Origin of the sequence: Motilimonas cestriensis, assembly GCF_021295315.1 — a bacterium.
In the GTDB taxonomy this organism is placed as follows: domain Bacteria; phylum Pseudomonadota; class Gammaproteobacteria; order Enterobacterales; family CBDFNC01; genus Motilimonas; species Motilimonas cestriensis.
On the sequence record NZ_JAIMJA010000009.1, the window covers coordinates 143,821 to 170,736 of the forward strand.

21 protein-coding genes and 1 pseudogene are annotated in these 26,916 nt (G+C 44.8%); 9 read left to right on the top strand and 13 right to left on the bottom strand.

Translation table 11 applies throughout. From position 1 onward, the window contains the following. Positions 1 to 6: 6 nt before the first annotated feature. The 3 genes from K6Y31_RS10740 to K6Y31_RS10750 form a co-directional block, all read right to left on the bottom strand. Entirely contained in the window at positions 7 to 2,412 is a 2,406-nt protein-coding gene (locus K6Y31_RS10740) for a glycoside hydrolase family 94 protein (protein ID WP_233052778.1), read from the bottom strand. A 582-nt stretch (positions 2,413 to 2,994) separates the two neighbouring features. Further along, positions 2,995 to 4,185 (bottom strand): amino acid aminotransferase, encoded by a 1,191-nt coding sequence (locus tag K6Y31_RS10745; RefSeq protein ID WP_233052779.1) that lies wholly within the window; start codon positions 4,183 to 4,185, stop codon positions 2,995 to 2,997. A gap of 243 nt (positions 4,186 to 4,428) precedes the next feature. Continuing rightward, on the bottom strand, positions 4,429 to 5,949 hold the full coding sequence (locus K6Y31_RS10750) for a fumarate hydratase (RefSeq protein WP_233052780.1): 1,521 nt from the start codon (positions 5,947 to 5,949) through the stop codon (positions 4,429 to 4,431). A 132-nt stretch (positions 5,950 to 6,081) separates the two neighbouring features. On the opposite strand from K6Y31_RS10750, the gene pabB reads away from it, so the two are divergent. Further along, positions 6,082 to 7,491 carry an aminodeoxychorismate synthase component I gene (gene pabB / locus K6Y31_RS10755; RefSeq protein ID WP_233052781.1) on the top strand — a complete coding sequence of 470 codons (1,410 nt, stop codon included), beginning with the start codon at positions 6,082 to 6,084 and terminating at the stop codon, positions 7,489 to 7,491. 34 nt (positions 7,492 to 7,525) lie between these two features. Then, positions 7,526 to 8,071 carry a CoA pyrophosphatase gene (locus tag K6Y31_RS10760; protein WP_233052782.1) on the top strand — a complete coding sequence of 182 codons (546 nt, stop codon included), beginning with the start codon at positions 7,526 to 7,528 and terminating at the stop codon, positions 8,069 to 8,071. 19 nt (positions 8,072 to 8,090) lie between these two features. On the opposite strand, the gene cysB is transcribed toward K6Y31_RS10760, so the two are convergent. Further along, on the bottom strand, positions 8,091 to 9,065 hold the full coding sequence (cysB, locus tag K6Y31_RS10765; protein WP_233052783.1) for an HTH-type transcriptional regulator CysB: 975 nt from the start codon (positions 9,063 to 9,065) through the stop codon (positions 8,091 to 8,093). A 133-nt stretch (positions 9,066 to 9,198) separates the two neighbouring features. On the opposite strand from cysB, the gene K6Y31_RS10770 reads away from it, so the two are divergent. After that, on the top strand, positions 9,199 to 9,888 hold the full coding sequence (locus K6Y31_RS10770; RefSeq protein ID WP_233052784.1) for a sensor histidine kinase: 690 nt from the start codon (positions 9,199 to 9,201) through the stop codon (positions 9,886 to 9,888). A gap of 67 nt (positions 9,889 to 9,955) precedes the next feature. Next, positions 9,956 to 10,723, top strand: a complete 768-nt coding sequence (locus K6Y31_RS10775; RefSeq protein WP_233052785.1) for a hypothetical protein — start codon at positions 9,956 to 9,958, stop codon at positions 10,721 to 10,723. An 11-nt stretch (positions 10,724 to 10,734) separates the two neighbouring features. Here K6Y31_RS10775 and K6Y31_RS10780 read toward each other — a convergent pair whose 3' ends face one another. After that, positions 10,735 to 11,691: a Wadjet anti-phage system protein JetD domain-containing protein gene (locus tag K6Y31_RS10780; RefSeq protein ID WP_233052786.1), complete on the bottom strand. Its 957-nt coding sequence runs from the start codon at positions 11,689 to 11,691 to the stop codon at positions 10,735 to 10,737. Positions 11,692 to 11,845: 154 nt separating this feature from the next. After that, positions 11,846 to 12,436, bottom strand: coding sequence for a pentapeptide repeat-containing protein (locus K6Y31_RS10785; protein ID WP_233052787.1), 591 nt, complete (start codon positions 12,434 to 12,436; stop codon positions 11,846 to 11,848). Between the two features lie 156 nt (positions 12,437 to 12,592). Here K6Y31_RS10785 and K6Y31_RS10790 point away from each other — a divergent pair, with 156 nt between their 5' ends. Then, positions 12,593 to 13,789 carry a putative manganese transporter gene (locus K6Y31_RS10790; RefSeq protein ID WP_233052788.1) on the top strand — a complete coding sequence of 399 codons (1,197 nt, stop codon included), beginning with the start codon at positions 12,593 to 12,595 and terminating at the stop codon, positions 13,787 to 13,789. A gap of 61 nt (positions 13,790 to 13,850) precedes the next feature. On the opposite strand, the gene K6Y31_RS10795 is transcribed toward K6Y31_RS10790, so the two are convergent. Next, positions 13,851 to 14,540 carry an SDR family oxidoreductase gene (locus tag K6Y31_RS10795; protein ID WP_233052789.1) on the bottom strand — a complete coding sequence of 230 codons (690 nt, stop codon included), beginning with the start codon at positions 14,538 to 14,540 and terminating at the stop codon, positions 13,851 to 13,853. A gap of 216 nt (positions 14,541 to 14,756) precedes the next feature. On the opposite strand from K6Y31_RS10795, the gene K6Y31_RS10800 reads away from it, so the two are divergent. Next, positions 14,757 to 14,924, top strand: a complete 168-nt coding sequence (locus K6Y31_RS10800) for a YqaE/Pmp3 family membrane protein (protein ID WP_233052790.1) — start codon at positions 14,757 to 14,759, stop codon at positions 14,922 to 14,924. 50 nt (positions 14,925 to 14,974) lie between these two features. On the opposite strand, the gene K6Y31_RS10805 is transcribed toward K6Y31_RS10800, so the two are convergent. Further along, a complete protein-coding gene (locus tag K6Y31_RS10805; protein ID WP_233052791.1) occupies positions 14,975 to 15,568 on the bottom strand; it encodes an FMN-dependent NADH-azoreductase in 594 nt (197 codons plus the stop codon). A 302-nt stretch (positions 15,569 to 15,870) separates the two neighbouring features. On the opposite strand from K6Y31_RS10805, the gene K6Y31_RS10810 reads away from it, so the two are divergent. From K6Y31_RS10810 to K6Y31_RS10820, 3 genes are all read left to right on the top strand, one after another. Further along, positions 15,871 to 17,787 (top strand): methyl-accepting chemotaxis protein, encoded by a 1,917-nt coding sequence (locus K6Y31_RS10810; protein ID WP_233052792.1) that lies wholly within the window; start codon positions 15,871 to 15,873, stop codon positions 17,785 to 17,787. Positions 17,788 to 17,936: 149 nt separating this feature from the next. Next, entirely contained in the window at positions 17,937 to 19,766 is a 1,830-nt protein-coding gene (locus K6Y31_RS10815) for a M3 family oligoendopeptidase (RefSeq protein ID WP_233052793.1), read from the top strand. Positions 19,767 to 19,948: 182 nt separating this feature from the next. Continuing rightward, entirely contained in the window at positions 19,949 to 20,443 is a 495-nt protein-coding gene (locus K6Y31_RS10820; RefSeq protein WP_233052794.1) for a hypothetical protein, read from the top strand. Between the two features lie 75 nt (positions 20,444 to 20,518). Here K6Y31_RS10820 and K6Y31_RS10825 read toward each other — a convergent pair. From K6Y31_RS10825 to K6Y31_RS10845, 5 genes and pseudogenes are all read right to left on the bottom strand, one after another. Further along, positions 20,519 to 21,039: pseudogene (locus tag K6Y31_RS10825) on the bottom strand (GNAT family N-acetyltransferase). Continuing rightward, positions 21,036 to 21,305: a type II toxin-antitoxin system TacA family antitoxin gene (locus tag K6Y31_RS10830; RefSeq protein WP_233052795.1), complete on the bottom strand. Its 270-nt coding sequence runs from the start codon at positions 21,303 to 21,305 to the stop codon at positions 21,036 to 21,038. The pseudogene K6Y31_RS10825 and the gene K6Y31_RS10830 overlap by 4 nt, the downstream one beginning before the upstream one ends. Positions 21,306 to 22,854: 1,549 nt before the next feature. Then, positions 22,855 to 24,366, bottom strand: a complete 1,512-nt coding sequence (locus tag K6Y31_RS10835; RefSeq protein ID WP_233052796.1) for a DUF1254 domain-containing protein — start codon at positions 24,364 to 24,366, stop codon at positions 22,855 to 22,857. A 195-nt stretch (positions 24,367 to 24,561) separates the two neighbouring features. Beyond that, positions 24,562 to 26,118 (bottom strand): DUF1254 domain-containing protein, encoded by a 1,557-nt coding sequence (locus tag K6Y31_RS10840; protein WP_233052797.1) that lies wholly within the window; start codon positions 26,116 to 26,118, stop codon positions 24,562 to 24,564. A gap of 608 nt (positions 26,119 to 26,726) precedes the next feature. After that, the coding region (locus K6Y31_RS10845) for a hypothetical protein (RefSeq protein WP_233052798.1) at positions 26,727 to 26,916 on the bottom strand (190 nt) is incomplete at its 5' end.

Consider the following 26,916-nt stretch of genomic DNA (forward strand, 5'->3'; position numbering starts at 1 on the left):
TGAGGCTTAGCCCATTACCACAACAACTTCGTTCACGCTGCCTTGCGCTTGAACAGGAATCGCACCTTCAACGGCAACACCGTTAAGTGTTACAGATGCCACACCTTTACTTACGCCATTTGGATTTTCAACTTTAATGTTGAACTTAGCACCGCGCCATTCGCGTTGTACTTCAAATCCAGGCCAGTTAGTTGGTACACATGGGTCAACAATTAGGCCTTCAAAGCTTAAACGCACACCCAGAATAAAGTTAGTTACCGCAAAGTAAGCCCAACCAGAAGTACCTGTTAACCATGGGTGGTTAGCACGACCATGATCTTCATGATCACGACCCATGATGAATTGTACATATGAGTATGGTTCAACAACACGTTTGTCCATATTCTCATTTTGGTTGTATGGGTTTAGTGCATCGTAGAACTTCATCGCACGGTCACCACGACCTAATTTCGCTTCCGCTACCCAAGCCCATGGGTTTGGATGTGAGAAGATTGCACCGTTTTCTTTAACGCCTTGATAAACGCGTGTAACGAAACCGATGTCATCGTTTGGCGTTGAGAACGAAGGTGAATTTAGGTGTAAGCCGTATTCTGAGTATAAGTTCTCATCAACCGCATCCATCGCTTTTTCACCGCGCTCTTGCGAAACCGCACCTGAAAGAACAGCCAGTGTGTTTGACTCTAAGTGAACGCGACCTTCAGCTTGTTGCGCAGTACCAATTTTGTCACCGTCTTTAGTTAGACCACGGATGTACCAGCCACCCTCTTCGTCCCATAGGTGCTCTTCACAGGCTTTTTGTACGCCTTCTGCCATTGCAGTGTACTTAGCAACGTCATCTTCTTTACCTAGGTATTTAGCAAGGTCGATAAACTCTTGTAATGCCCAGTAATGAAGGAAAGAAACCATGGCTGACTCACCACCGCCTAGGTTTAGACAGTCGTTCCAGTCGGCGCGAAGGCCTTTACAGATACCCGTTTGGCCAACATATTCAGCAGAGAAGTCTAACGCTGCTTTCATATGGTCGTAAACAGACGCTGTGCCACCGTTTGCGTAAGGAATTTGCTCGTCGAAGAAGCTTTCTTCGCCAGATTCCATTACGTATTTACAAATTGTAGGTACGATCCATAAGTGGTCATCAGAACACGTATCTTCGATGCCGTGAATTTTGTCATCATCAGACGGTGTAGGTACTACCGTTGGTGATTTAGATGGTTTAACGTCCGCTTTTTCTGGATCGAACCAATCTGGATCGAATAAGTGTAGGCCGTAACCTTCTTTAACTTGACCACGTAATAAGTCAACAAGACGCTTACGTGTCATTTTCGGGTTAGCATGTGGTACTGAGATAGCGTCTTGCGCAGTATCACGGTAACCCAAACCAGTACGACCACCGACTTCAATGAAAGAAGCAAAACGTGACCAAACCACACAAGTTTCAGCTTGGTATAAGGTCCAAGCATTGATCATTGAGTTAAGACCAGCATTTGGTGACTGAACTTGGAACTTGCTACAACGCTCTTCCCAGTGATCAAGAATACCTTGGAAAGCTGCGTCAACATTGGCTAGGTCTTGGTATTTCTCACGTAGACGATCGCCGTTACCTTTACCGATACCAAGAATAAAGGCAAAACGTACTTTCTCACCAGGTTGGATAACGAACTGCTTGTGCAGAGATCCACAGTGGTTGTAACAAGTTTTAACTGTGTTAGAACATTTACCGTTTTCAACCGCAATTGGGTTAGCTTCATCACGGTATGCACCTAGGAAGTTATCACGTTGACCATCGTATGAGTCAGGGCTAAACGTTGATGCTAGGTAGTAGAAACCTTCGAAATCATTAGTGTTGTAGTATAGGTCGTATTCAATCACACCTTCAGTGTAAGCCGTACCTGCAGAGTACAAAGACATCTGATGGTTTTGGTTGTCTGACTGAATATGAGAGAAAGAGAACTCAACAAAAGAGAAAGCTGAAATAGTACGTGGCTTATCGCCCGTATTTTCAATAACCACATCCCATACTTCTGCATCTTCGCCTTTTGGTACGAATAATGTTTTAGTCGCTGTGATGCCGTTATATTCACATTTGAATTTTGAATAAGAAAGACCGTGGCGAACTTCATACTTCGCTTCGTCTAGGCTTTTCGCTACTGGCTGCCATGAGATAGACCAGTAATCACCTGTTTCATCATCACGTAAGTAAACGTAATGTCCTGGGCGGTCAAATGACGCGTTTGGACGGAATTTAGTAACACGGTTGTACTCAGGAGAATTGTAGAAAGAGTAACCGCCAGCATTGTGAGAGATAACAGTACAGAACTTTTCCGTACCTAAGTAGTTCGTCCACGGTGCCGGTGTATCCGGACGCGTGATCACGTACTCTCGATTTGCATCATCAAAAAAACCGTATTTCATTTATTATCCATCCTTACTTATGTTGCGTACTTTGGTGCTTCCAAAATACCAAAATGTGATACTCGCAAAAAAATAAAACTAAAAGTTAAAAATCACTTTGTATCATAATGGTTGCTTTTAATTCGTGTTTAAATCAAAACACCGTGAGATAACAACTTTTCAATAATAAATGAAAGCTGATATTCACAAGGCCCAACAACCTGATAGCTTCCCTGTGAAAAAATCCTTTTCTAACGCCGTGTTTTTTACCACATTGTATCACCGAAACAAAGCGCGAATAGGCATTCAAGGGCTCTGTTCTTAGATACTGTGATAGCTGTCACCTAGTCTAAAGAACTCAAGATTAAAGCATTGTATTTCTTAATGTTTCACAAAGTCTACATGGTTGATTCAGCTGACTTTTAAAGCCTCACCCCCGCTTAGGTTAACGTAATTAACGGAATTAACGTAGACGAATGCTAATGTTATTTACACCCCGATTACATATATTTACGTTTACATTACTTTAACGCTTCACTCTGGCAAACATCAGGCAAAAAAAACGCTGCATTTAGCAGCGTTTAATTTTCGTACTAAGGTGAATTAAACCACCTTAGCGATGCCTTCACACAATGCATCCATATTTGATTTGGTCATACCGGCAACTGAGATACGGCCAGAGCCAACAATATAAATGCCGTGAACATCTTTTAATGTCGCCACTTGCTCAGGCGTTAAACCAGAGAAAGAGAACATGCCATTTTGGCGCTCAATAAAGCTGTAATCGCCTTGCACGCCTTTGTCTTTTAACGTTTGCACAAACAAGGTACGCATTTCTTGAATGCGGTCGCGCATTTCAGCAACTTCTTTATCCCATAACGCGTAAAGCTCAGGGTCATTAAGTATTTCAGTTACCACAGCCGCGCCGTGTGCTGGCGGGTTTGAATAGTTAGCACGAATACCGCTCTTAACTTGACTGAAGGCCACTTCAGCCACTTGCGTAGTCGCTGCAACTAACGTTACCGCACCCACGCGCTCGTTGTATAAACCAAAGTTTTTCGAGAAAGAGTTCGCAATCAATAGCTCTTGATTGTACTGCGCGAAAATACGTAAACCCTGCGCATCTTCTTCAACGCCCTTAGCGAAACCTTGGTAAGCAAAATCGAATAATGGCAGTAAACCTTTAACCGCACACAGCTTAGCTAAAATTTCCCACTGCTCAGCCGTTGGATCAATACCCGTTGGGTTATGACAACAACCGTGGAATAACACTAAATCCCCCGCTTGCGCAGTTTCTAGTGACGCGAGCATGGCAGCAAAATCTAAATCGCGCGTTTCAGCGTTGTAGTAATCATAAGTGACTACTTCTAAGCCAGCTGTTTTAAACACATTACCGTGGTTAGCCCAAGTTGGGTTACTTACCCAAATTTTGTTTGATGGTAAGTGCTTAACCGCGAAATCTGCCGCAGTACGTAGTGCACCGGTACCACCTGGTGCTTGTGCAGTAAATGCTCGGTGATTAACGACAATATCGCTGTCCTTACCAAAAAGCAGTGCTTGTACCGCTTTACCGTAAGCGGCATTACCTTCAATGCTTAAGTAACTTTTAGTCGTTTCTGAAGCTAATAGGCGCGCTTCAGCTTTCTTAACTGTTTCTAGAATTGGCGTTTGGCCATCTTCATTTTTGTAAATACCTACACCTAGGTTAATTTTTTCTGCGCGCTCATCTTTTTTAAACGCTTCAGTTAAACCAAGAATTGGATCTGCAGCAGCTTCAACGACCTTCTCAAACATTGTAATCCCTCAATAAAATTGACTAAAAGTTGCAGTCCCGTTATACCATTGCGCCAATTCCGAACAAAGTAGAAAGTCACATTTTGGTGTAATTTGACTGCTTTTTTTTATTTTTCAGGCAAAAAAACTGAAAAATAAAATGTTAGTAACAAACCAATAACAATAATACACAATGTAAAATCGTATTGAACGACCAAAAAAGCCGACTTCCGCCGGCTTTTTGCATAACTATTCTTCTTTAGGCTACTTTAATGCGTTTGCATCAGCAATATTAGCACGCCAAATTGCCGGGCCTTGCTCATGGGCATTAGCGCCGCTGGAATCCACAGCAACCGTTACTGGCATATCTTCAACTTCAAATTCATAAATAGCTTCCATGCCTAAATCTTCAAACGCAACAACACGAGAACGCTTAATCGCCTTAGCGACTAAATATGCAGCGCCGCCAACCGCCATTAAATACACAGCTTGGTGTTTTTTGATTGATTCAACTGTTGCTGGACCACGCTCTGCTTTACCTATCATGCCCATTAAACCCGTTTCTTCAAGCATGAAGTCCGTAAACTTATCCATCCGCGTTGACGTGGTTGGACCTGCTGGACCAACTACCTCTTCGCCTACCGCATCAACGGGGCCAACGTAGTAAATGAAGCGACCATTGAAATCAACTCCTTCAGGTAAGCCTTTACCCGACTCCATCAATTCTTTAATACGCTTATGGGCAGCGTCACGGCCAGTAAGGATTTTGCCTGACAGTAACACTGTCTCCCCCATCTTCCATTCTTGCATTTCGGCTTTGGTTAACGTATCTACGTTAACCCGACGAGCATTCTCGCCCACCTCAAATGTTACCTCAGGCCAGTCTTCTAAACGTGGCGGTTTAAGTTCCGCAGGACCGCTGCCATCAAGGGTAAAATGCGTATGACGCGTGGCGGCACAGTTTGGGATCATCACCACCGGCTTAGAGGCGGCGTGAGTTGGGCAACTTTTGATTTTAATATCAAGAACAGTCGTCAAGCCACCTAAGCCTTGTGCGCCAATGCCAAGGTTATTCACTCTATCCATGATATCTAGACGTAGCTTTTCATCTGTGGTTTGCGCACCGCGCTCACGAAGCTCATGAATATCAACTGGATCCATTAACGACTCTTTTGCCATTACCGCTGCTTTTTCTGCTGTGCCACCAATGCCAATACCTAACATACCCGGTGGACACCAACCTGCGCCCATCAGCGGTACGGTTTTTTCAACCCAAGCCGCGACATCATCGGAGGGATTGAGCATGACCATTTTCGATTTGTTTTCTGAGCCGCCCCCCTTAGCCGCGACCATTACTTCCACTTTATCGCCCGGCACCATTTCAATGTGTACCACGCCTGGGGTGTTGTCTTTGGTGTTTTTACGTGCGCCAGCAGGATCGGCCACAATGGAAGCGCGCAATGGATTGTCAGCATTGTTGTAGGCACGGCGGATACCTTCATCAATCATTTGCTGTACGGTTAAATCACTGTCCCATTGCACGTTCATACCAATTTTAACAAATGCAGTCACTATGCCGGTGTCTTGACATATTGGCCGGCGACCTTCAGCCGACATGCGCGAATTGATGAGAATTTGCGCCATCGCATCTTTAGCCGCTTGGCTTTCTTCTTTGTTATATGCCTTTTCTAACGCTTGAATAAAATCCAGCGGGTGGTAATAAGAAATAAACTGCAGTGCATCCGCTACACTTTCAATTAGGTGTTCTTTTTTTATCACTGACATCGACGTTGCCTCACTGTTCCTTGCTCCAACCTAGGAGCATAATTAGCTTTATTGTTATACCCCTTATGATACTCTTGCGCGAACCTTGCATCCAGCAAGTGTGTTAAAAACTCTGGTATGGTTTGAAAAAAGATGTCGTTAGTTGTTAAAAAAAACTTATCTTTCTCTGAGTCTGCGTTAAATCGCATAAAAAACGTGCTATCTCAACAACCTTGGTCCATTATTTTGGGCGGCCAACCGCCACTTAGCCAACATAATCGTTACCAAATTATTAGCGCACAGCCCATTGCTTACATTGAGACTTATGGTGAAACCAGCCAAGTCACTTATCAGCAGCAGCGGCTAACCACCAATCAAGACCCATTAGCGATAGTGCAGCATTGGCGCAAAAAATTATTTAGCCAAGATTTAGGCCAGCCTTGTTGCTTAATTGATGACGCCCTCCCGCTAACAGAATTGCCTTTTAAGGGCGGTGCCATGGGCTGTTTTAGCTATGATTTGGGCCGTCAATTTGAGCAAATGCCAAGCCAAGCAGAGCATGATTTGCCCTTACCTGACATGGCGGTTGGTCTCTATGATTGGGCCTTAATTATCGACCATCAAATACAACAAGTTCATCTGGTGGCTAATGGACCAAAGGCAACACAGATTATTGAACAGCGCTTAGCTTGGTTGCATCAATTAACCGTTAATAAAGCAAATACAGTACCGTTCGCTCTTGAATCTGATTGGCAATCCAACATGAGCCAACGCCAATATCAGGCAAAATTTGAGCAGGTACAGCGTTACCTACAAAGTGGCGACTGTTATCAGGTCAATCTAGCACAACGCTTTAATGCTCAATATCAAGGTGATGAATATCAAGCCTATCAAACATTAGTGCAGGCCAATCAAGCACCGTTTTCTTGTTTTATGCGCCTACCCCAAGGATGCGTTTTATCTATTTCTCCGGAGCGCTTTTTAAAGCTCGAAGGCAACAAGGTCGAAACAAAACCCATTAAAGGCACTCGTCCACGTATGGCTGAGCCACAGGCGGATATCGCCATGAAGCACGCTTTGGCTACGGCAGAGAAAGATCGGGCTGAAAACCTGATGATAGTCGATCTATTGCGCAATGATATTGGCAGAGTGTGTCGCCCAGGCAGTGTCGCGGTGCCACAACTGTTCGCCATAGAAAGCTACCCCGCCGTACATCATTTAGTGAGCACGGTAACCGGTGAGCTAGCAGCACACTATGAAGCAGAAGACTTACTTAGAGCATGCTTTCCAGGTGGCTCTATTACTGGCGCGCCAAAAATACGTGCGATGGAGGTAATTGAAGAATTAGAGCCTCATCGTCGCAGTTATTATTGTGGTAGCTTGGGCTATATTAGTGCAGACGGTAATATGGATACCAACATCGCTATTCGCACTGTGGTTTGCTATCAAAACCAGCTTTATTGTTGGGCCGGCGGGGGCTTAGTGGCAGACTCAGAGGCCGCGGCAGAATATCAAGAAACCTTTGATAAAGTGGCGAAGATATTACCCTTACTGACCCTGTAATAACTGAGCCCGAGTGATATAGGAGGAAAATGAGGTGCGCCATATATTTCATCGTTTTGCGCTACAACAAGCTCTTCCCCATGGACACCAAGCACCACATGGCCGCTCTGCAGCCGTGCTAGTGGGCTTGCATCAACATCAGCACCAATGGCAAGTGTTACTGACTCAGCGAGCCTTACACCTGCGCCATCACAAGGGGCAAATCTCCTTCCCCGGCGGCAAAGTAGAACCAACGGATACCTCATTAGTTCACACAGCTCTACGGGAAAGTGAGGAAGAGGTCGGCTTAACACCTGAGTATGTCAAAGTGATAGGCACCCTACCTACGTTTCACACTGGCAGCGGGTTTACCGTCACGCCAATTTTGGCTCAATTGCAGTCTGGTTTTACATTGACTGCCGATCCAAATGAAGTTAAAGACATATTCTTTATGCCCTTAAATCAGGTGAAACAGAAACATCATTGCCAAATGACATTAGCAAATAAACCACATGACTTAGTTTTTATTCGCTATCAGCAACGCTTAATTTGGGGGGCAACTGCGGCGATATTGGATAATTTATACCGCCACTTGAGTTAATCACCACTTAAAACAACCTTTATTTAAGGGGTAACTCGATATCCTTAAACATATTCTCAACCTCAATATTACTCTTCAACATAATCGCTTTATCAACCACATCGCGCGTTAAATGCGGCGCGAAACGTTCCATAAAATCATACATGTAACCGCGCAGGAAAGTGCCTTTTCTAAAACCAATACTAGTGGTACTGGAATCAAACAAGTGGCTGGCATCAAGGGCAACTAGATCATTGTCTTGATGTTTATCAATCGCCATAGTGGCAATCACTCCCACGCCAATACCTAAACGAACATACGTTTTGATCACGTCTGCGTCGGTGGCAGTAAACACAATTTTCGGCTCAAGCCCCGCTGCGTTAAAAGCCGCATCGAGCTCAGAGCGGCCGGTAAAACCAAACACATAAGTAACCAGAGAATACTGAGCAACGTCTTCAACCGTAATGCGTTTTTTATCGGCCAAAGGATGATTGCGTGGCACCACAACACTGCGATTCCAGTGATAGCAAGGCAGCATCACCAAATCGTGATACAAGTGCAGGGCTTCGGTGGCAATCGCAAAATCAGCCGTACCCTTCGCCACCGCCTCACTAATTTGCGACGGTGTACCTTGATGCATATGAAGTGACACTTTAGGGTAGCGTTTAATAAACCCTTTAATGACATCAGGCAACGCATAACGCGCTTGGGTGTGGGTAGTTGAAATATTTAAGGTCCCTTCATCAGGGTGAGTGTGCTGACTAGCAACGGATTTTATACTTTCAACTTTGCCTAATATTTCAGAAGCGATCCGAATGATATCCTTACCCGCAGGTGTTACTTGAGTAAGGTGTTTACCACTGCGCTCAAATATTTGCACTCCGAGTTCGTCCTCTAACATGCGCACTTGTTTACTGATGCCGGGTTGCGAGGTGTACAGACTTTCTGCGGTCGCGGAAACATTTAAACTATGATTGAGCACTTCGACAATATATCTGAGCTGCTGCAGTTTCATTATTTCACCATATAAAAATGATCATCTTCTGCTAAATTTTAACAGAATAAGGAAAAAACGGTTTTACTTTACCCCATTAATGGCAAAAGGTAAGCTGAAACTAATTGATTTGGATTAATTTTATGGAATTTTTATGTCCCAAAACGATAATTTAGATTTTGCAGCAGTATTGGCAACAGCTGTACACGACATGAAAAATTCATTATTTATGTTGCTGCAATCCATTGAAACCCTGTCTGCAGACAGCGAAAATGACCCGCCAGAAAAACGTCAGCAAATTGCGACGCTGCATTATGAAGCATCACGTTTGAATAGTGGTTTAATGCAAATTTTGGCACTCTACCGGTACGAGCGCGAACAACTGCCTATAAATATCGCCGAGCACTTTGTCTACGATATTTTGGAAGAGCAAGTAGGCCGCAATCAAACTTTTTACCAAAATAAAAATGTCGACATATCCCTGAATGTTGACCCCGATCTCTCCTGGTATTTTGATGGCGAGCTAATCGCCTACTTAATCAACGATATTCTCGTCAATGCGCTGCGCTATACTAAAGATAAAGTTCGCGTCTCTGCCAAAATTCATAACATGAAATTAGAGATTTTGGTTGAAGATAATGGCCAAGGTTATCCCGATGAAATGCTTAAGATAGGTGAAAACACGTTGGCTGATTTTGATGTAACGCGTGGCAGAACTGGCTTAGGCCTGTTTTTTGCGAAAAAAATCGCCGCCGCCCACGAGATAAAAAACAATACAGGTCACATTTCCTTGAAAAATGGCGGTGAGTTAGGCGGTAGTCAGTTTATGCTAACCTTACCCTGATAAGATATATGACTGTAATATTTCAAATATTCGGCGATTCGCATTTTAATCTCGACCTGAGGATACTATGGTTCTTCCATTAATATTAATTCTAGCCGGTGTACTTCTGTTTGTAATCATAGGTTACAACGTCCTCCAGCAATATCGACAAAAGATGGAAGCGGAAAAACGCGCGACCATCGTCAAACAAAAAGCGGTAATCGAAGAAACCGATGAGATGCTATTACAAGCATCGCGCTTACCCTTCAGCAAAGAGCTGTTGTTAATTTTACACCAACGCGTTTATAACGCCTTGCAAGCCATCGCTCAGGTTGATCCAACACTGGGCCAAGTCAAACAAAGATTAAATGATATTACCGGGCAAATTAGTAATATTCAGCAAAATTACCAAGCGCCGCCAACTGACTCATATCGTTCACCAGATAACGACAAGCAAGCGCTATTAATGCTACAAGTGATCAAAAAAATACGTGCCATTGTTCGCTCTGAGCACTCGAAAGGTAAAGTTGAAACCCCTGTTTATGTCATGGAAAACCGCCGCTTAGAATTAATGCAGCTGAAAATTAATCTTGAGAATGCTATCGCGCGCGCGCAAACGGCAAAAATGAATAGGCAATTTGGTACCGTAAAACAATTATTAGACAAAGCCATTACTACTTTGTCTGGCGTACCAGACCGTGATGCTTACTTACAATCTAAGCTTGAACAGATGGAAGCGATGAAAGCGGAAATGAATTCACAGCTTAAAACAGCCAGTGATACAGACTTAAAAGAACGTCAAGAAAAAGAAGTGGACGAGCTCGATGTGCTGTTTCAACCAAAAAAGAAGTGGTAATCCCCTTTCTTTCACAAACACATCACTATTACCTCTTGCTCTAGCCACAAATTTTGTTCAATTAGCGGCGCCAAGCGCGCCGCAAGTTCAGGATTTAACTTAGCTATTTGCCAAGGTACCTTACCTCTTTTACTTTTCTCCAGAGCAGGCTGGTTACTCTCAACAGGTCTACCATAACGTGCCGCTATGTCATGTAAATTTCTCGGCAATAACGGCTTGTATGGGCGGGCTAAGTTGGCAGCCATGCGTAAGCCTATATCGATACCTGCTTGATCTAAGTCGCCAAAATGCACCCAACTAATATTAGCGGGTAACATTCCCACTAATAATTCCGCTAATCGCGTGTTATTGCCAGGGGCATAAATAAATAAACATTGCGGCTTTAATTCTATTTCAATAAATGCGCCTAAGTTTTCAACTGTGATCACATGGGTAAAAGACACCTCACCAGGCAGCAGTTTTGTCACCGTGCTCAATAAGCGCTCCGGTAAAATACATTCATTCGACAGCGCAAAAACACCAGATAAATCGAGTAAGCTGCCCTGCTGAAGATATAAACTAAAGCCATGGGCCGAACGAAGGCGTAACGTTTCATCTTTGGTGACACTAATATCAGCTTCGACTAACCGTTGACGATCGGCTTCATCTAATGGCTTTTTTGCATCCTTTTTCAATAATGCTTGTAGTACATGCTGGTTAACTTGAGCGGGAAGGTGAATGTTGAGTTGTTGAATATCCAGTTCCGGATCGGGAGCACAAATAGGCTTGGCCTGTGCTAATTGCCTTCTGATGTATTCTTTGCCTTGTGGATTAAGCCAAAATCGCTGGCCTTTTGATAGGGTAAAGTGGTTATCAGTCAATAATCCTTTTAACTCGGACAACCGCTTAGCCGACAAATTAACCTCATGACCTTTAAGCAGCTGACGCGCTGCGTATTGGACATACTCATCATCAAATAAACCAGCCATGAAGTCTTCATCTACATCCGTGTTCGCAACTAATTTTTATCATACCCGATGGTCAAGATAACCCAAGAGTTATGCCCCAACAACGTGAAGATCTTCATGATTTAACATGATTAATTGTTAGCCCCACAACAAGTTTATCGATGTCATGGTGCGACTAATCCACCAACTCAATGTCCAAATGAGACAATAAACAGATTGCTTCATAGCGGCTAAATTTAGCTTTATGTAAGCGATTATGGGTAATATCCATATGGTAGTTTTCTGCTCCAACAAAGTTAGCTTGGGTTAAATTTGTTTGACCAAATTGACTGCCATGAAAATCTGACCCGCTAAAATCAGCACGGCAAAAGCTCCCCTCTCGAAAATCAACCCGATGCGCCTTACAATCTTTCAGCGTTAGCTCATCAAGACTTAAGCCGAAGAAGGTACTATCAGATACCAAACATGATTTAAAAGACACTGTCTGATCAAACACATAGTCAAGCCACAGTACTTGAGTCCAATCAATGCCTAGCATTTTACAAGCCGCAAAACTGACCTGATTAAACTGACAACCCAATATCGAGATATTACTCAAATTACATTGTAAAAAGTTACATCGAATAAACTGACAGCGATTAAAACTCGCCTCTGAGAAATCACATCGCTCAAAACTGCAGTCTTCAAACGTCAATGAATGATAACTATCTGGCGATATCAGTTGATCAAATGTTTCGTCTACATATTGAGTGTGATGATTAAACATAGTGAATTCCATAAAGCAGTTAAGATAAAACCTTGGCATAGGCTGGCAGTAAATATCAAACTAATAGCCCGAATGCAAAGCCGTCTCAAAAAACCAATTGATAATAGTTATCATTTGCATATAATGATATTCATCATCCATTATGAGACAGATTCAATGCAACTTTTCGCTACCGACACTGTAACGCATTTTTCTTTAAAACAATTTACCCTTTCTCATAAACGCTTACTACTTCCAGTTTTGCTGGTCACATTATTACTCCAAGACGATTTGCGAACGACCATCGTAGCAACCCTTGCCGATGCTTTTTGGGCGGTATCTTGCTATGTCGCTTTCACTCTCACCCTTTATCATTATTTGTCTGGGCTATTTAATCACACCGGCAAACTCAGCCAGTTATTTCGGCGCTCACGCCAAAACCAAGTATTTTTCGCCGCATTGATGGGCGCACTGCCGGGCTGCGGCGGCGCTATCATCGTCACCACCCAATTTATTCAGCGTAAGGTAGGCTTTTCAGCCATGGTCGCGGTATTAACCGCCACTATGGGCGACGCGGCTTTTTTACTACTGGCAAGTAAGCCCCAAATAGGGCTGTTTATGATCATACTGGGTGTTGTGGTTGGCATACTATCTGGAATGCTCATTAACTTGCTCCACAGCGACGATTTTTTGCGGCCAACGATAAACTCAGCCCAATTAGCAAACGCCACAAAGGGGAAAAATGTCACGTCAAATATCAGTCGTGCCATCAACTTACAAGGTCGTTTTTGGCAAGTAATTATGATTCCGGCCGTCATCATTGCCGCGCTCGGCTCGTTTCAAATCAACATCAATCAGTTACTGTCATTGCCGAGTAATAGCATTGAATGGGTTGGCGCAATATTGTCGCTTCTCACATTAAGCTTATGGGCATTAACTAAAAAAACCTGTGACTATCAATCCACCGTCGCTGAGAGTGATAAACAAACTTGCATACATCCAATGGAAAAAGTTGCACAAGATACCCACTTTGTTAGTGCTTGGGTTATTGTGGCGCTACTCAGCTTTGAGTTAACAATTCATTTCGCAGACGTTAATCTTTCTGAGTTTCTCACTGGCTGGGGGCCGTGGATGCCATTAATGGGATTAATCATTGGCTTATTACCCGGTTGCGGGCCGCAAATCTTGGTGTCGAGTTTATACATCAGCGGCGCGGTGCCCCTTTCAAGTCAAATTGCCAATGGCATATCAAACGATGGTGATGCGTTATTTCCGGCCTTAGCGCTAGCACCCAAAGCGGCACTGGTCGCCACTTTTTATTCTGCTATTCCCGCTTTTGTGGTCGCTTATGGTTATTACTATCTATTCGAATAATCAGGTTACTAAAGTCAAATAAGGCGCAGCCAAGTCGGCGCGCCCTCTATTTTAACAACCATTACCAAGGATGTTCTTCTCCTTGCCAGGTCCAAAAACGCCCTGAGTGCTCAGGTTGCAGCTTTTCTACTAATTCAAGGATCCCGGCCGCGCTTTCCTCCGAGGTAATCTCGGCTTCGCTGCCGCCCATATCGGTTTGTACCCAACCAGGGTGCACTGGACACACAATAATGCCCTGCTCTTGGAGCTCTAGCGCCATCACTTGCATCACTTTATTCACCGCCGCCTTAGAGCTACGATAAGCAAATGCGCCCTTACTCACGCGGTTAAGCGAGCCCATTTGACTTGAAACAGTCACAATACGAGGCCGTTCAGCGAGGCTCAAATTATCTAACAGCAATCGACTTAGAGTGAAAGGTGCGATGGTGTTAATAGCAAAGGCATTTAACCAACCCGCACTGTCCATGTCCGTCAGTGATTGATTAACCGGTCCCATTACGCCCGCATTGTTGATCAGCACATCAATTTTGCGGCCCCGTAAACCCTTAGCAAAGGCTAGAATTGACGCTTCATCATCAAGGGATAATGTCATCAAACTTAACTCAGCATGATCCCCGCCTAGCGCCTTTAATGCCCCGCAGCTACCTTCATCACGGTAAGTGGCCAGTACCGCATAACCTTTATTTAAACACGCTTCAGTCAGGGCCAAACCAATACCGCGGTTAGCACCAGTGATCAGTATTGTTTCCATTGTATCTACTTACTCCGTTTCTATGAGGTTGGTTTTCATTAGCGCTACATCAAGCCTGTATTATTTGAATAATCATCAATGATCTAAAGTTGGTTTAAATAACTCGCTAACGCGTTTATACGCAACAAAATCTACATTGGACTAGCCTAACAGATGTCATTTATTTGATATAGCCTATACACTGGCTCAGACATTACTGAATGGAGAGAAAGAGAAATGGATAACAAGTTACTACTAATTATCTTGTCGTTATTATTACCACCGATTGCGGTATTTTTGAAAAAAGGTGTAGGTGTTGATCTGCTGATCAACATAGTGCTGTGTTTATTGGTATTTTTCCCGGGTGTGGTGCATGCACTTTGGGTAACAATGAAAGACGGCTAGTATTGCACTAGGCGAGATAACAATTTTTGTTAACTCGCCTTATTAAACTCTTACGCGGCAATCTCGTTTAACTGTTGCTTAGCTAGGGCAATTCCCTGCTCTGCACTTTCAGGCCCCATCGCAAGCGCCTCTGCGTAAACGACTTCCACTTCAGTAATGCCAATAAAACCCAGCACCGTTTTCAAATAAGGCGTCACATGATCATGATGACTGTCTTTGTGGGCGCCACCGCGCGTTGTGATCACAATCGCTTTTTTACCCTTAACCAGCCCTTGCGGCCCTTTCTCAGTGTAGGCAAATGTCACACCAGCACGGGCAATAAAATCGAACCAATTTTTCAACTGGGTCGGAATACTAAAATTATACATTGGCGCGGCAAGCACTAACGTATCGTGCCGCATCAACTCTTCAACCAGCTGATTTGATAACGCCACGGCCTGAGCTTGGTGTGCATCTAAATTATCACCACCGCGTAATGCTGTAGCAATGGCCCCATCTAACACGGGAATGGGGTCTGCGGCTAAATCACGTAGCGTTACCTGCACACCTTGTGCCTGCCAGCGCGCCGCTAAATGCGCTACTAACAGCGAAGATTGTGAGTGTTCACCTAAAATACTTGATTGTAATAGTAATGCTTTTTTCATGGTTGGCGCCCTTTTGTTGATATCCTGAAACGACTATGCACCAACTTTATAACTTCACTATCTAGAATAATAGCGCTAAAATTAAGCTAAAATATTCTATTTTTTAGAATATAAGTCCAGGTGTTAACCATTCTCTGGCTTTCAAATTAGCCTAGTGACAACCATCAATTAATAATCTATGCATAAGATTATAGTTATATATACATAATCCTAGATTAAATCAAAGAACAATAAACTAGCAAACACAGCAAGCTGCGCTATTATACTCTTCAATATATTATCTACTCCCTTAGGGTACCTAAATGAAACTGAATAATGTTAGCATCAAACAAAAAATATTAATGACGGTTGTCATTGCTATTTTGCTGTCCACCGCTCTCGTTGGTTTACTGAGCCAAAGAAGCGCTAAGGAAGTGGTTCAGCAACGCATGCTCAATTCAGAAATGCCCAGTATTACCATGCAAATTCGCGATCAAGTCGATCATGAGATCACCGGATTAATGAATGCCGCCGAGCAGTTAGCCAACGACCCTATGTTGCAAGATTGGCTCAACAATGGTCGCCCCGAAGAGCAAACGCCGCTGGTAATCGAGCAGCTAGTGGCATTACAACAGCAATATGGTCTAGTACAAACCTCTTATGCCGACAAAGAAACGGGCGCTTATTACACCCAGTCGGGTTTTTTACGCTTATTAGACAAGCAACAAGATAGCTGGTTTTATGACTATCGCGACAGCCGTGAAGAGCGCATGCTCAATGTCTTTACCGAAGCCAGTGGCGAAGTAAAATTATTCATTAACTACCAACAACCCAATGGCCGCGCCTTAGTCGGTTTAGCTAAATCCCTTGATGACATGGTGAACTTACTGCAACGATTCACCATCGAAAAATCGGGTCGCGTATTCTTGGTGGATGCTAAAGGTGATGTACAAATTCACTATCAAGACAGCCAAGCAAGTGGTCAGAGTCTTGCTCAACTATACCCTAACGCCAACACGCAAAGCTTGCTGAGACCAGATGATTTCAACATCATTGAAACCAAAGTGAACGGCGTGGATATGCTAGTTTCAAGCAGTTACATTCCAACGATGGATTGGTATTTGGTTGCTTTTGTGCCGGCGAATGAAATTTTTGCCATGCTCGATCAATCAGCCTATCAAATCCTAATTTGGACCCTACTGATTGCCGCTGTGTTTATTGCGCTAGCAGCCGTATTAGCGAATTCGGTCAGTAAACCCATCGCTCAAGTGGCTAATATGCTACAAGACATCGGTGCCGGTGGCGGTGATTTACGCCAGCGCTTACCCGTTAACGGTAACGATGAAATTGCCCAACTGGCCAGTGGCTTTAATAGCTTTATCGAAAAAATTCAACAATCAATGATTGAAGTAGCCAGTACCAGCAAGTTACTTAACAACTCAGCCAGTGATGTTGCCAACCAAGCCCAACAAACTTTAAATGACAGTGAGCTGCAAAAAGACCGTACCGTCATGGTGGCCACTGCGATTAATGAAATGGGCGCCACCGTTAATGAAATTGCCAGCAATGCAGCAAATGCCGCCATTGAGGCAAGAGACGCTGACAGCCAAGCAAGTGATGGTCAGCAACTGTCGGATCAAGCCAAAGCAACAATTAGTAACTTGTCTAACGACGTCTCTGATGTGGGGAAAGTGATCGAATCTCTTGCCCATCACACTAAATCTATTGGCACTATTTTAGATGTGATCCGAGCAATCTCAGAGCAAACCAACCTGCTAGCACTTAATGCAGCCATAGAAGCAGCCCGTGCCGGTGAAGCGGGTCGCGGCTTTGCCGTAGTAGCAGATGAAGTACGAAACCTCGCATCACGTACCGCATCAAGCACAGATGAAGTGCAAGCCATGATCGACAAATTACAAAGTGAAGCGGCTAAGGCCGTTAAAGCCACCGAATTAAGCTTAAGTCGCTCTCATGAAGGTGTCAGCTCAGTCGATGCTGTCAGTGACTCTCTGATCAGCATTAGTGAGCGCATTGCGTTGATCAGTGACATGAACATGCAAGTGGCGGCAGCCACCGAAGAGCAGTCTACCGTGGTTGAAGATATCAATCGCAATGTCAATGACATCAATGATATTACTCACCGCACCGCGAACACAGCGCAAGCAGCGGCGAAGGCAAGCTCAGAGCTCACCGAGTTATCTCATCGCCTTGATACCTTAGTGGCTACGTTCAAGGTGTAAATCACCCCTAAAAAGCTTACCAAGTGATACCCAAAGGCCAATCTAATATTGGCCTTTTTGTTTTTATCCTCGATAACTTGTCAACCTTGACAGCTTTGTGTTCATATCAAAATATTAACTCACCGTATTTATTTGATTTGAGGCATTTTATGACCGCGCCAACTTCTATCACTGCGCCAACGTGGAACCTATCCCTTGCTTATAACGGCCTAACTGATCCCCAGATCAATCGCGACATTGCGGCAATTGAACAAGGCATTACCGCCTTAGCCCAGTTAGACCCAAGCAATATTGAACACCTACAACAAGCCTTAGTTAAAGCGCAGGCCATCGGCGTTACGCTGCATACCTTATCTAGCTTTGCTAATTGCATTACCTCTGTGGATGCCAGTAACGAGCCAGCCAAAGCCTTAGATGTGAAAATGGACGGTCTCTATTCTCAGCTGCAGCAGCAATTTAGCCCTATTCAACACGCACTGATCCACGGTAGTGAAGAGCAACTAGCGCAAGTGCTAGCAGGTAATGAACAAACCGGCAACTTGACGCATTTTGCTTTTGCTTATCAGCGCGAACGTTTAAAAAGCGCCACCTCACTCAGTGTAAAAGAAGAGCAATTGCTCAGCGCCATGCAAGTCAATGGCCGCAACGCTTGGTCACGTTTATACGACAACCTCACAGGCAGCATTCAAGTCACCTTAACCTTGCCAGATAATAGCCAAGAAACCATGGGCTTATCCCAAGCCGCCAGCATTTTGTACGGCAGCGATACCTTGCGCCACGAAGCTGCTTGGCGCGCCATTAATCAAGCAATGACTCAGCATCAGCAAAGTTTTGCCGCCATCTTAAATGCCTTAGCAGGCGATCGCTTAACGGAATACGCCAAGCGCAGCGACGTTGCCGTGAGTAAAGGCCAAGCGCCAGTGCATTTTTTAGACCCCTCCTTGTTTGACAGCCGCATTGAAGCGCAAACCTTAAACACCATGATCAGCGTGACGAAAAACAATCGTGCCTTAGGCCAACGCGCGGGTAAATTAATGGCGCAATGTTATGGTCAAACCTGCCTGAAACCTTGGCAAGAGCAAGCCGCGATGCCCGCATCAGAAGCTGAAATTGCAGAGCAATACAGCTTCGAACAAGCCATCACCATCATTAAACAAGCTTTTACAGGGATCGACCCAGAAATGGCCGAGTTTGTTGACTACATGGTAGAAAACCAGTTAATCGACGCAGCTCCTGCTCCGAATAAACGCATGGGCGCTTACTGTACCCAATTTGCAAATAGTCGTACCCCATTGGTGTTTATGACATGGGGCAACAGCATGTCAGATGTGATCACCCTCGCCCACGAGCTCGGCCATGCGTTTCATAACTGGGTGCTTAAGGACCAACCGCGTACTTTAGCAAACTACCCAATGACCTTGGCAGAAACCGCCTCTATTTTTGCCGAAAACGTAGTGCGATCAGCATTAATGGAGCAAGCCACTAATAAGCAGGCTAAATTACAAATGTTATGGGAAGAAGCGCAATCAGCACTGGCCCTATTAAATAACATTCCCGTGCGCTTTGAATTTGAACAGGCCTTTTACACCCAACGCAGCCAAGGTGAACTTTCGCCAGCGCAACTAAGCCAACTAATGTCTGATACCTGGGCCGATTGGTATGGCGATGCCATGGACGAAACCAACCCGATGTTTTGGGCCAGCAAACTACACTTTAGCATTGGCTCGGTGAGTTTTTATAATTACCCTTACCTGTTTGGTTACCTATTCAGCAAAGGGGTTTATGCCCAGCGTGCTGCCAAAGGCAATGAGTTTTACGCGGATTATAAGGCGCTACTGGCCGATACCGGCGCCATGACCGCCGAAGACCTAGTGCAAAAACATTTAGGCATGGATATTCGCCAAGCCGATTTTTGGCAGCAAAGCTTAGACTTAATAGCACAAGACATCGAACAATTGGCTCAGACGCTGGAGCAATAAGACGCTTAATAAGCAACCCAAGTGCTTGATGAGTTAATAGTATGTTTTTCCTGCAAAAACGCGGTGAATATATCCCTATACGCTTTGCGTTTTCATCCCTGAAAACGAAATTTTTCAGTAAAAACATACTTTATCCGATTGTGGTGGACTTAAGCAAAACTGATATTAATTAAGGAAACCCTATGCCCTTTACGCCTTTTCACATGGGACCCGGCATCGCTATTAAAGCGCTACTGCAAGGCAGCTTTAGTTTAATGGTATTTGGCTGGGCGCAAATCATCATGGACATACAACCCTTGATAGTGATGATCACTGGTGAGGGGCATTTACATGGTTTTAGTCATACCTTTGTTGGCGCCAGCTTGCTCACCGTTGTTGCGACCCTCAGCGGTAAACATCTGTCAGAATGGGGCTTGAGATGGCTCGAGCTAGACCGATTTATGCCGACAAAAATAAGCTGGCCCGTCGCTTTTTTCAGTGCCGCCATTGGCTGTGCCAGCCACGTAGTACTCGACGCCATCATGCATCACGATGTTGAGCCGTTTTTCCCCATTAGCCTCACCAACCCACTGTTAAACCTACTCAGTAACCAAGCCTTACATCAGTTTTGTTTATATTCAGGTTTGATTGGTGGCGTGGTGTTTTTTGTGGTGGCTTGGCGACAACGTCGTCGGTAAAAGTGCTATGTAGAAGCGATAAAGCCTAGGATAAACTATTGATGCCATAGTCCGTTGTTATATTCACTTTTACGTCTAAGTGAATAATTGGCCGACTGTTTTCATTGGAATGAACATTCTTACTCGGCCATTGATTTCACAAAGAGCCTCGAAACCATATTTTGCGTAGAATGACTCAGCTTTTTCAGTTAAACAATCAACAACAATGGCATAAGCTCTCATGTGAGAGTTAATTTCCCAAAGATATTCGAGAGCTTTGATTAAGCTAACTTTACCTAGCCCACTGCCATGAAATTATTTATGAACCGCAAGTTGAGCTAAAAGGAAAACAGGAACTGGATAACGTGGTAATTTTTTAGCTATCGCTTGTGGCAACGTATCACGGCTAATCAAACTTGGCGCAATGAACAGATTGGATATTTTTGATTTGGTAAAGGCACAGAAGCAGGCAAAACCATTGTGCGGCTAATACCTGCTTGCATATGTTTAGCAGCTTGAGTTTGAATAAAATCATTTAACTCTTTTTCACCGCAGTCAAATGACACTCTATCGTGCTGTGATTTATCCAATTCTTTGAAAGTTTTGGAATAACTCACTTAAACTCACCACTTTTAGTAAATGCAGCTGCTTCAAGTAATGCTTTATTCGGAGCCTTAGCCTCTTCACAAGCGGCCATGAATTGGTCGAATACATTTGCTTCAACAGTGATACTTTCATGTTCAGAAATCACCTGAGTTGAATCTTCGTCCATTAAACGAACAACATATTCCGTTAAGCTTTTTAAACCAAGTAAAGCTGACGCTTTCTCAGCCTTAGCTTTGATTTCCTCATCCAAACGAATATCAAGTCTTGCAGTAGTCATAAAACCTCCATTCGTACGGAGCATTTCCGTAATTAACCCGAGTATAAGATTTAAACAACCAAAGTAAAAATTGTACGGAGAAAGTACGGATTTTTTAGCTTTATGAATAATCGTACTTGAAATTACTACAATTGTAACTGCGCCTGCCACTTCGCCTATTCAACCATTAATACAAACTGTGCAGCACATAATTGTATATAACCTCAGTTCTGTTTAAGCCTATCGCAGAAAGATAAAGTATGTTTTACGGCAAAATTTCGTTTTCAGGGATGAAAACGCAAAGCGTATAGGGAAGTATTCACAGCGTTTTTGCAGGAAAGCATACTATTTCGCTTATCTAAGATTCGGGTTATATACCCAAGATACCTCAAGATGCAGGATTCAGAGCCGCTCATTCTGTTTAGTTTGAGGCAAAAAGACGAAGTAATGGTGACCTACGGACTGAGTCCATTGCGAGGCTTTTTAACGAAAAAATGAACATAATGAGCGGCTCCCAAAGGGCGAGTTTTGTAGGCTGTTATGCTTTGTTGCAGATTTTCAACGTAGAATAACTATGCCTCAAATCAGCGTCGCGCCTAACAGCCTACAAATTCTCGCTGAACAAGCATCTTGAGGTAACTTGGGTATTGTCTATCTAGGCTGCTATTGTCTGGCAGGTCAAGGTGATTTCGGTATCCCGTCAGTTTGCGTTTCCGTTTGGGCATCCAAGTGTTGAGCTTGTTTGACCGTTTGACTTTGATGCCTTCGAAAAGTTTACTGCAACAGCTGTTGGGCATCGAGAAACTGCGCACTTGCCCCTGTTACCGTAAGCGCTCAATACTCCGCACTTGCGTCCTTAATTTTTTTGGGAAGTATCTAATTTTCGTGAAAAAGGCATTCAAAGTGAACGGTAAAGCAAAGAAGACCAAAATACCTAGCCCCATCAATATTGATTGCGATCCATTCAAGTTTGCACCAAGAAAGCCAAAAAGAACCAGTACCCCAATAATAAACCCTATACAAGCAAAGAAAAAACTTCCTATATATACCCAATCAACCTAGAGCTGCTTGATTTCAGCAAGCGTTTACAGGCGTTTAGGCAAGGCATTGAGCAGGTAATGGCTTTCCCCTTATCAACATCAATAACGCGGCATAAACGCCTGTAAAAATTGCCCTTTGGGAAAGCCACCGTGTTTCCCTGATTTAAAATCAAGGGCGTTGTTACGCTAATTTAAAAGGTGCGTTTCCTGCATGAGCGTGCCTAGTATTGAAAACACGGTGGCGCTCTGAAACATGCATCTTCAACTTGATTGGGTATATACAAACCAAGCCATTGCTTTCTTCTGATTGCTAATAGTTACCGCGATACCGCTAGCAGAGACTGCTATTATCAAATAGTATAAAAAACCTCCCATAACTAACAGTGAATACGAGCAGAGTCCAATACGGGTGGTGAGTTAGACCTTACCCGACAGGGACGATGCATCAAGCTTCGCTTGACGCACTAAGGCCTCAAACACCGCCGCAGCTTTGCTGCGTCCGAGTGTTTTTTACTTGTTAGTTGACAGGGTTATTCAACCAGTTCGATCTCACTTGGTCGCCAAGTCTTGTTAATCCATGGTTCAAGTGGGCCGTACATTCTTAAAATCATGAACCAGCTTTTATTAGGAACTGTTGCTAACCAATTACCTTCCTTACCTTTGGGTGCGCTAGGGCCGAAAAATACATCGTATGAACCATCTGCATTTTTCTTCACGCCATCAGTTAAACTGCCAACAGTAGGGAAAGGCTGACTGGTTTGAAGCTGTGAACGCGTTTGAGTGTCATAAAGCGTAATGGCCCAAAAGTTGTTCACGGGTACGTTCGGCGGAAGATGAAGCTTGTAAGTTTTAGCACCATCGAAGGCTTTTTTTGTTGAATCTAGAAAAGCTAATGCATAATCAGAGCCTGCGCCCGCTTTAGTGACTGCCATGGCAGGCGTTACTCCGCCAGCGTTGAAGTAAAACAACGTTCGTGCATCTAAATTCATTTTGCCATTATCTTCGAACGAAGTATTTTTATTCGCATAAGCCATGGTCCAGCCGCTGTCACTATCAGGGTAAATGGCTACGCCATCAAAGCGAGGCTGTACCGTAATAACACGCGACGTTGCATTACCTAGCGCAGCTGATTCAACTAATAGTTTTTTCATTCGTGCATTTGGCTTGAAAGGTTTGCCCTTTACAATACCAATGGAGGCAATCGCCCCACGCACTTCAGGCCCAATCGCATCGATAGGCTCGCGTTGAATCATGTCATTAAGAATTTCAAAATAACGTATATCATTCGGGAAAACAGTATTAAATGCTTTTTGGGACATATTAACGAATTCAGTCGCTGCGGGTTTTGCTGCGTCCTTGAGAGGATAAATTTTGAGTCCAGATTTAATGTTCGCAACAGCTGGTTTTACACCGTCTTTAATTGAGCCTCGAAGGAACAGGAAATTCCGGTACGTTCTAGGTTTTAGCAAGAAATACCCTTCAGGTATTTTGCCGTCATAACCAGGAGGTAATACAAGATACTTACCGCCTTTTCCTTTGTCTGGGCCGGTTACGCCAATATTACCAACAAATCTCTGCCAGCCATCATCAAGGAAGCCAAGCATGCCCGGCGGCACTTCAATAACGGTTGGTCCGTCTTTATCGAGGTTTGTTCCTGAGTAGGCGTAAAGTGTCGACGTGTTGGCAGTGAGCACCAGCGTCTGGGAGTCCATTAGTTGCTCGAACAAGGCCACCTTGTTGGTCGCATTGGCACCCGCTGCTGCAAGACCGTCAAGAACGGAGTTGATTGAAACGCCGCCCATATTGTCCAGATAGACACCAAGGGCGCGAGTGCGGTCGAGGTTGTCATATACTTTATTGATCGTGGTGTCGGAAGGGACGCCATCGAAAAAATCGAGGGTGCCGATTGATGTCTCGATCCTGTCAGGAATCGAGATAGATTTCAGTGTTTCTGACGATACTTCAGCCTGAACCGTCGACAAGGCTGATAAAGCCAGCACAGCAGATGTAAAAAACAATGTAAGTGGGTTGAACTTCTTCATGGTTGTATTTCCCTTGGTCATCCAAAATTGTAAAACAATAGATGAAATACTATAAATTCAGTCAGCTAACGCCCGGCTTCAGCCGCAGGCCGGTAAGGATGGTACGTTGCAAATTTTTATGCTCGTGCCTTCTTTGTGGTGTCATGCTTGCTCTAAGCAGAGCAAACATGAAACCGTTGGGCGGTTGCCCTGATCTTATTTCACCTTCACGACCTTCGGCATGTTGTATGTACCGTTGGTCAGAGGTGCATATGGCCCATAGTAACGCGTTGTGAACCGAAACCCTTGCGCAGGAGCCGGCAGCCAGTTCTTCAGTTGATCCGGATCGCTGGGCTTCTCGTGTTGAATGTAAATAACCAGTTTCCCATCGGTCGTCATCAGGTCGCCGGCGGCCAGCATGAAACTGTTGACGGTGTAGCGGTTGATTTCGTTGGCGACGAAATAGCCGTTGGCGTCGTAGATCGGGATTGACCAGAACTGAGTCACCGGCGGCAGATCGTTCATGTCGAACGTCATGGTGTATTTGTTGGCGCCCGACAGCGGCTTGCCATCGGCATCAGTGAAGAGAAATGCTCCGCCGTGCGAGATGTTCTTGTCTGGCGCTGCCCACGCCGCGTCGGCGATTATGGCCCGGTCCATCCACCGGGTCTCAAACCCGCCGGCATTGCGCACAACTCCCCATCCGTTCATATTGATCAGGTTCGTCTTCAGCGTCGTGCGGACGCTTTCGAAGCCGGCCTTGAACCCGGCCTCAAGTGCGGCCCGTTTCTCAGACGTCAGCTTTGACCAGTCGAAGGCAAGCCCGCTGCCGATGCCGATCGACTTGAGTTGATCGAGCATCTCAGCTTCGAGCAGCGAATCCTCCAGCACCGGCATGGTGGGATCGTTCAGGATGGTGTGCAGCAGCGTGAAGTACTGCTCGGCTGTCTGCTTGTCGACCTGACCCACTGCATAGTCCGGCAACCCGGCGGGAATCACATAATCACCCGGCACGATGTCCCGATCTGCCTGAGCAACCCCCTTGTGGCCGTTTGCAAGCCAATCGGCCATCGGGGTCATCGTGACTTGGTCCTGATAAGCATTGATTTTCTTGATCTCTGCTTCCGCACCGGTCATCACCGCCATCCGGACAACGCCATATGCCGTTTTCGATGGCCACTGTACGATGTCCGTGGTCGGGAAATCAGCAGGCACCTCGCCTGCAAAGTCCGGCGGGATCAGGATGTATTTTCGAGCCTTGGTGCCGTTGAAGGGCGAGCCGACGATCATCCGGAAGATGCCATATTGGTCCATGATCTGGACGCTGAAATAGCGATCGGTGATTTCGGGCACCTCAATAACAACCGGGCCGTCTCGCATGTCCAGAAACCCGGTTCCGTATAGTGTTGTCGCATTAGGCGTGACGACGGGGAAGTCCGGGGTGATCTGCTTGCGCACCCAGAAGAATCGGTTCAACCCCGAATAGATGTCATTCGTCTCGGCATCATTCTGGGTATAAATCCAGCGCTGGCCATAAAAGATCGCCTGCTGAAGCCCATAGAGGTAAGCCCGTTCGGCAACCGCTTCCGGCTTCTGAGATGAGCTCGCCTGAGCGACCTGCATGCAGAGCGCCCAACCGATAGCTACGATGACCAGTAACCTTTTCGCGCTGAGTGTTCTTATCGACGAAATTAACTCTCTAGAACTATCCACCGACGCGCTACTCAGCGCCGCCCAAACGGGTGCGCCAAGTAATCTCTTCGTGTATTCCATAACTTGTTTTCCTTTAATTGTGTTCTTGTTGAATGGAAGGCCTGCAAACAAGCCTGTAAAGTCACTCGTTTTAAAATATATTTTTGTGATGTACCAAACCATAGCTGAGTTCTCGTTTTAACTCAATTATTTAGTCATTTTCTGCTGTGATGAAAATCATCAAGATTTGGCGTTTTTATGGGGAGTTTCAGGCTGGTTTTTGAGGAGAATTTCAGGTAATTGGGGGGTTGCCCTGCTTAATATATCGTCTTTTGCAGCTTTTCAAGATTATGAACAAGGCAATACAGCTGCCACTGGGGAGGTAATCAACCCCGCAAGGACGCAATAAGGATAATGGCCTTCACCACGCTAAGGGCGACAACAAGAGGAATACAAATAAAGAAACAACACACAGGCAAGAGGTAACAAACTGATAAGGTAGGCGTTTACATCATGATCGCCCCTTACACCCCTCCCGCTCGTCTTGAGAAAGGTACTCAGGCTAAGCGCGGCCAATGCACCACAGCGTAATTTACTTAATAAGGAAGGAAATCGAGCTCATCGAGGCTCCGGGGATAATCCGAGCGTTTTCTAATCGAGTAGGAGGAGACCTCACGGCCTCCGTCCTCTCACACCACCGTACAAGCGTGGGTCGCATACGGCGGTTTCGAATATATTTTTAATGCTTCATCCCCACCTAGCAGTGAGTATAATCCTTGTTCAGTAAATCGACTATCAGGTAACGCTTGATGAAGTTGAGGCGTTTTCGACAATGCCCACCACCCCTTATCTGATATCGCGAGTCTCCACGCATTGCGT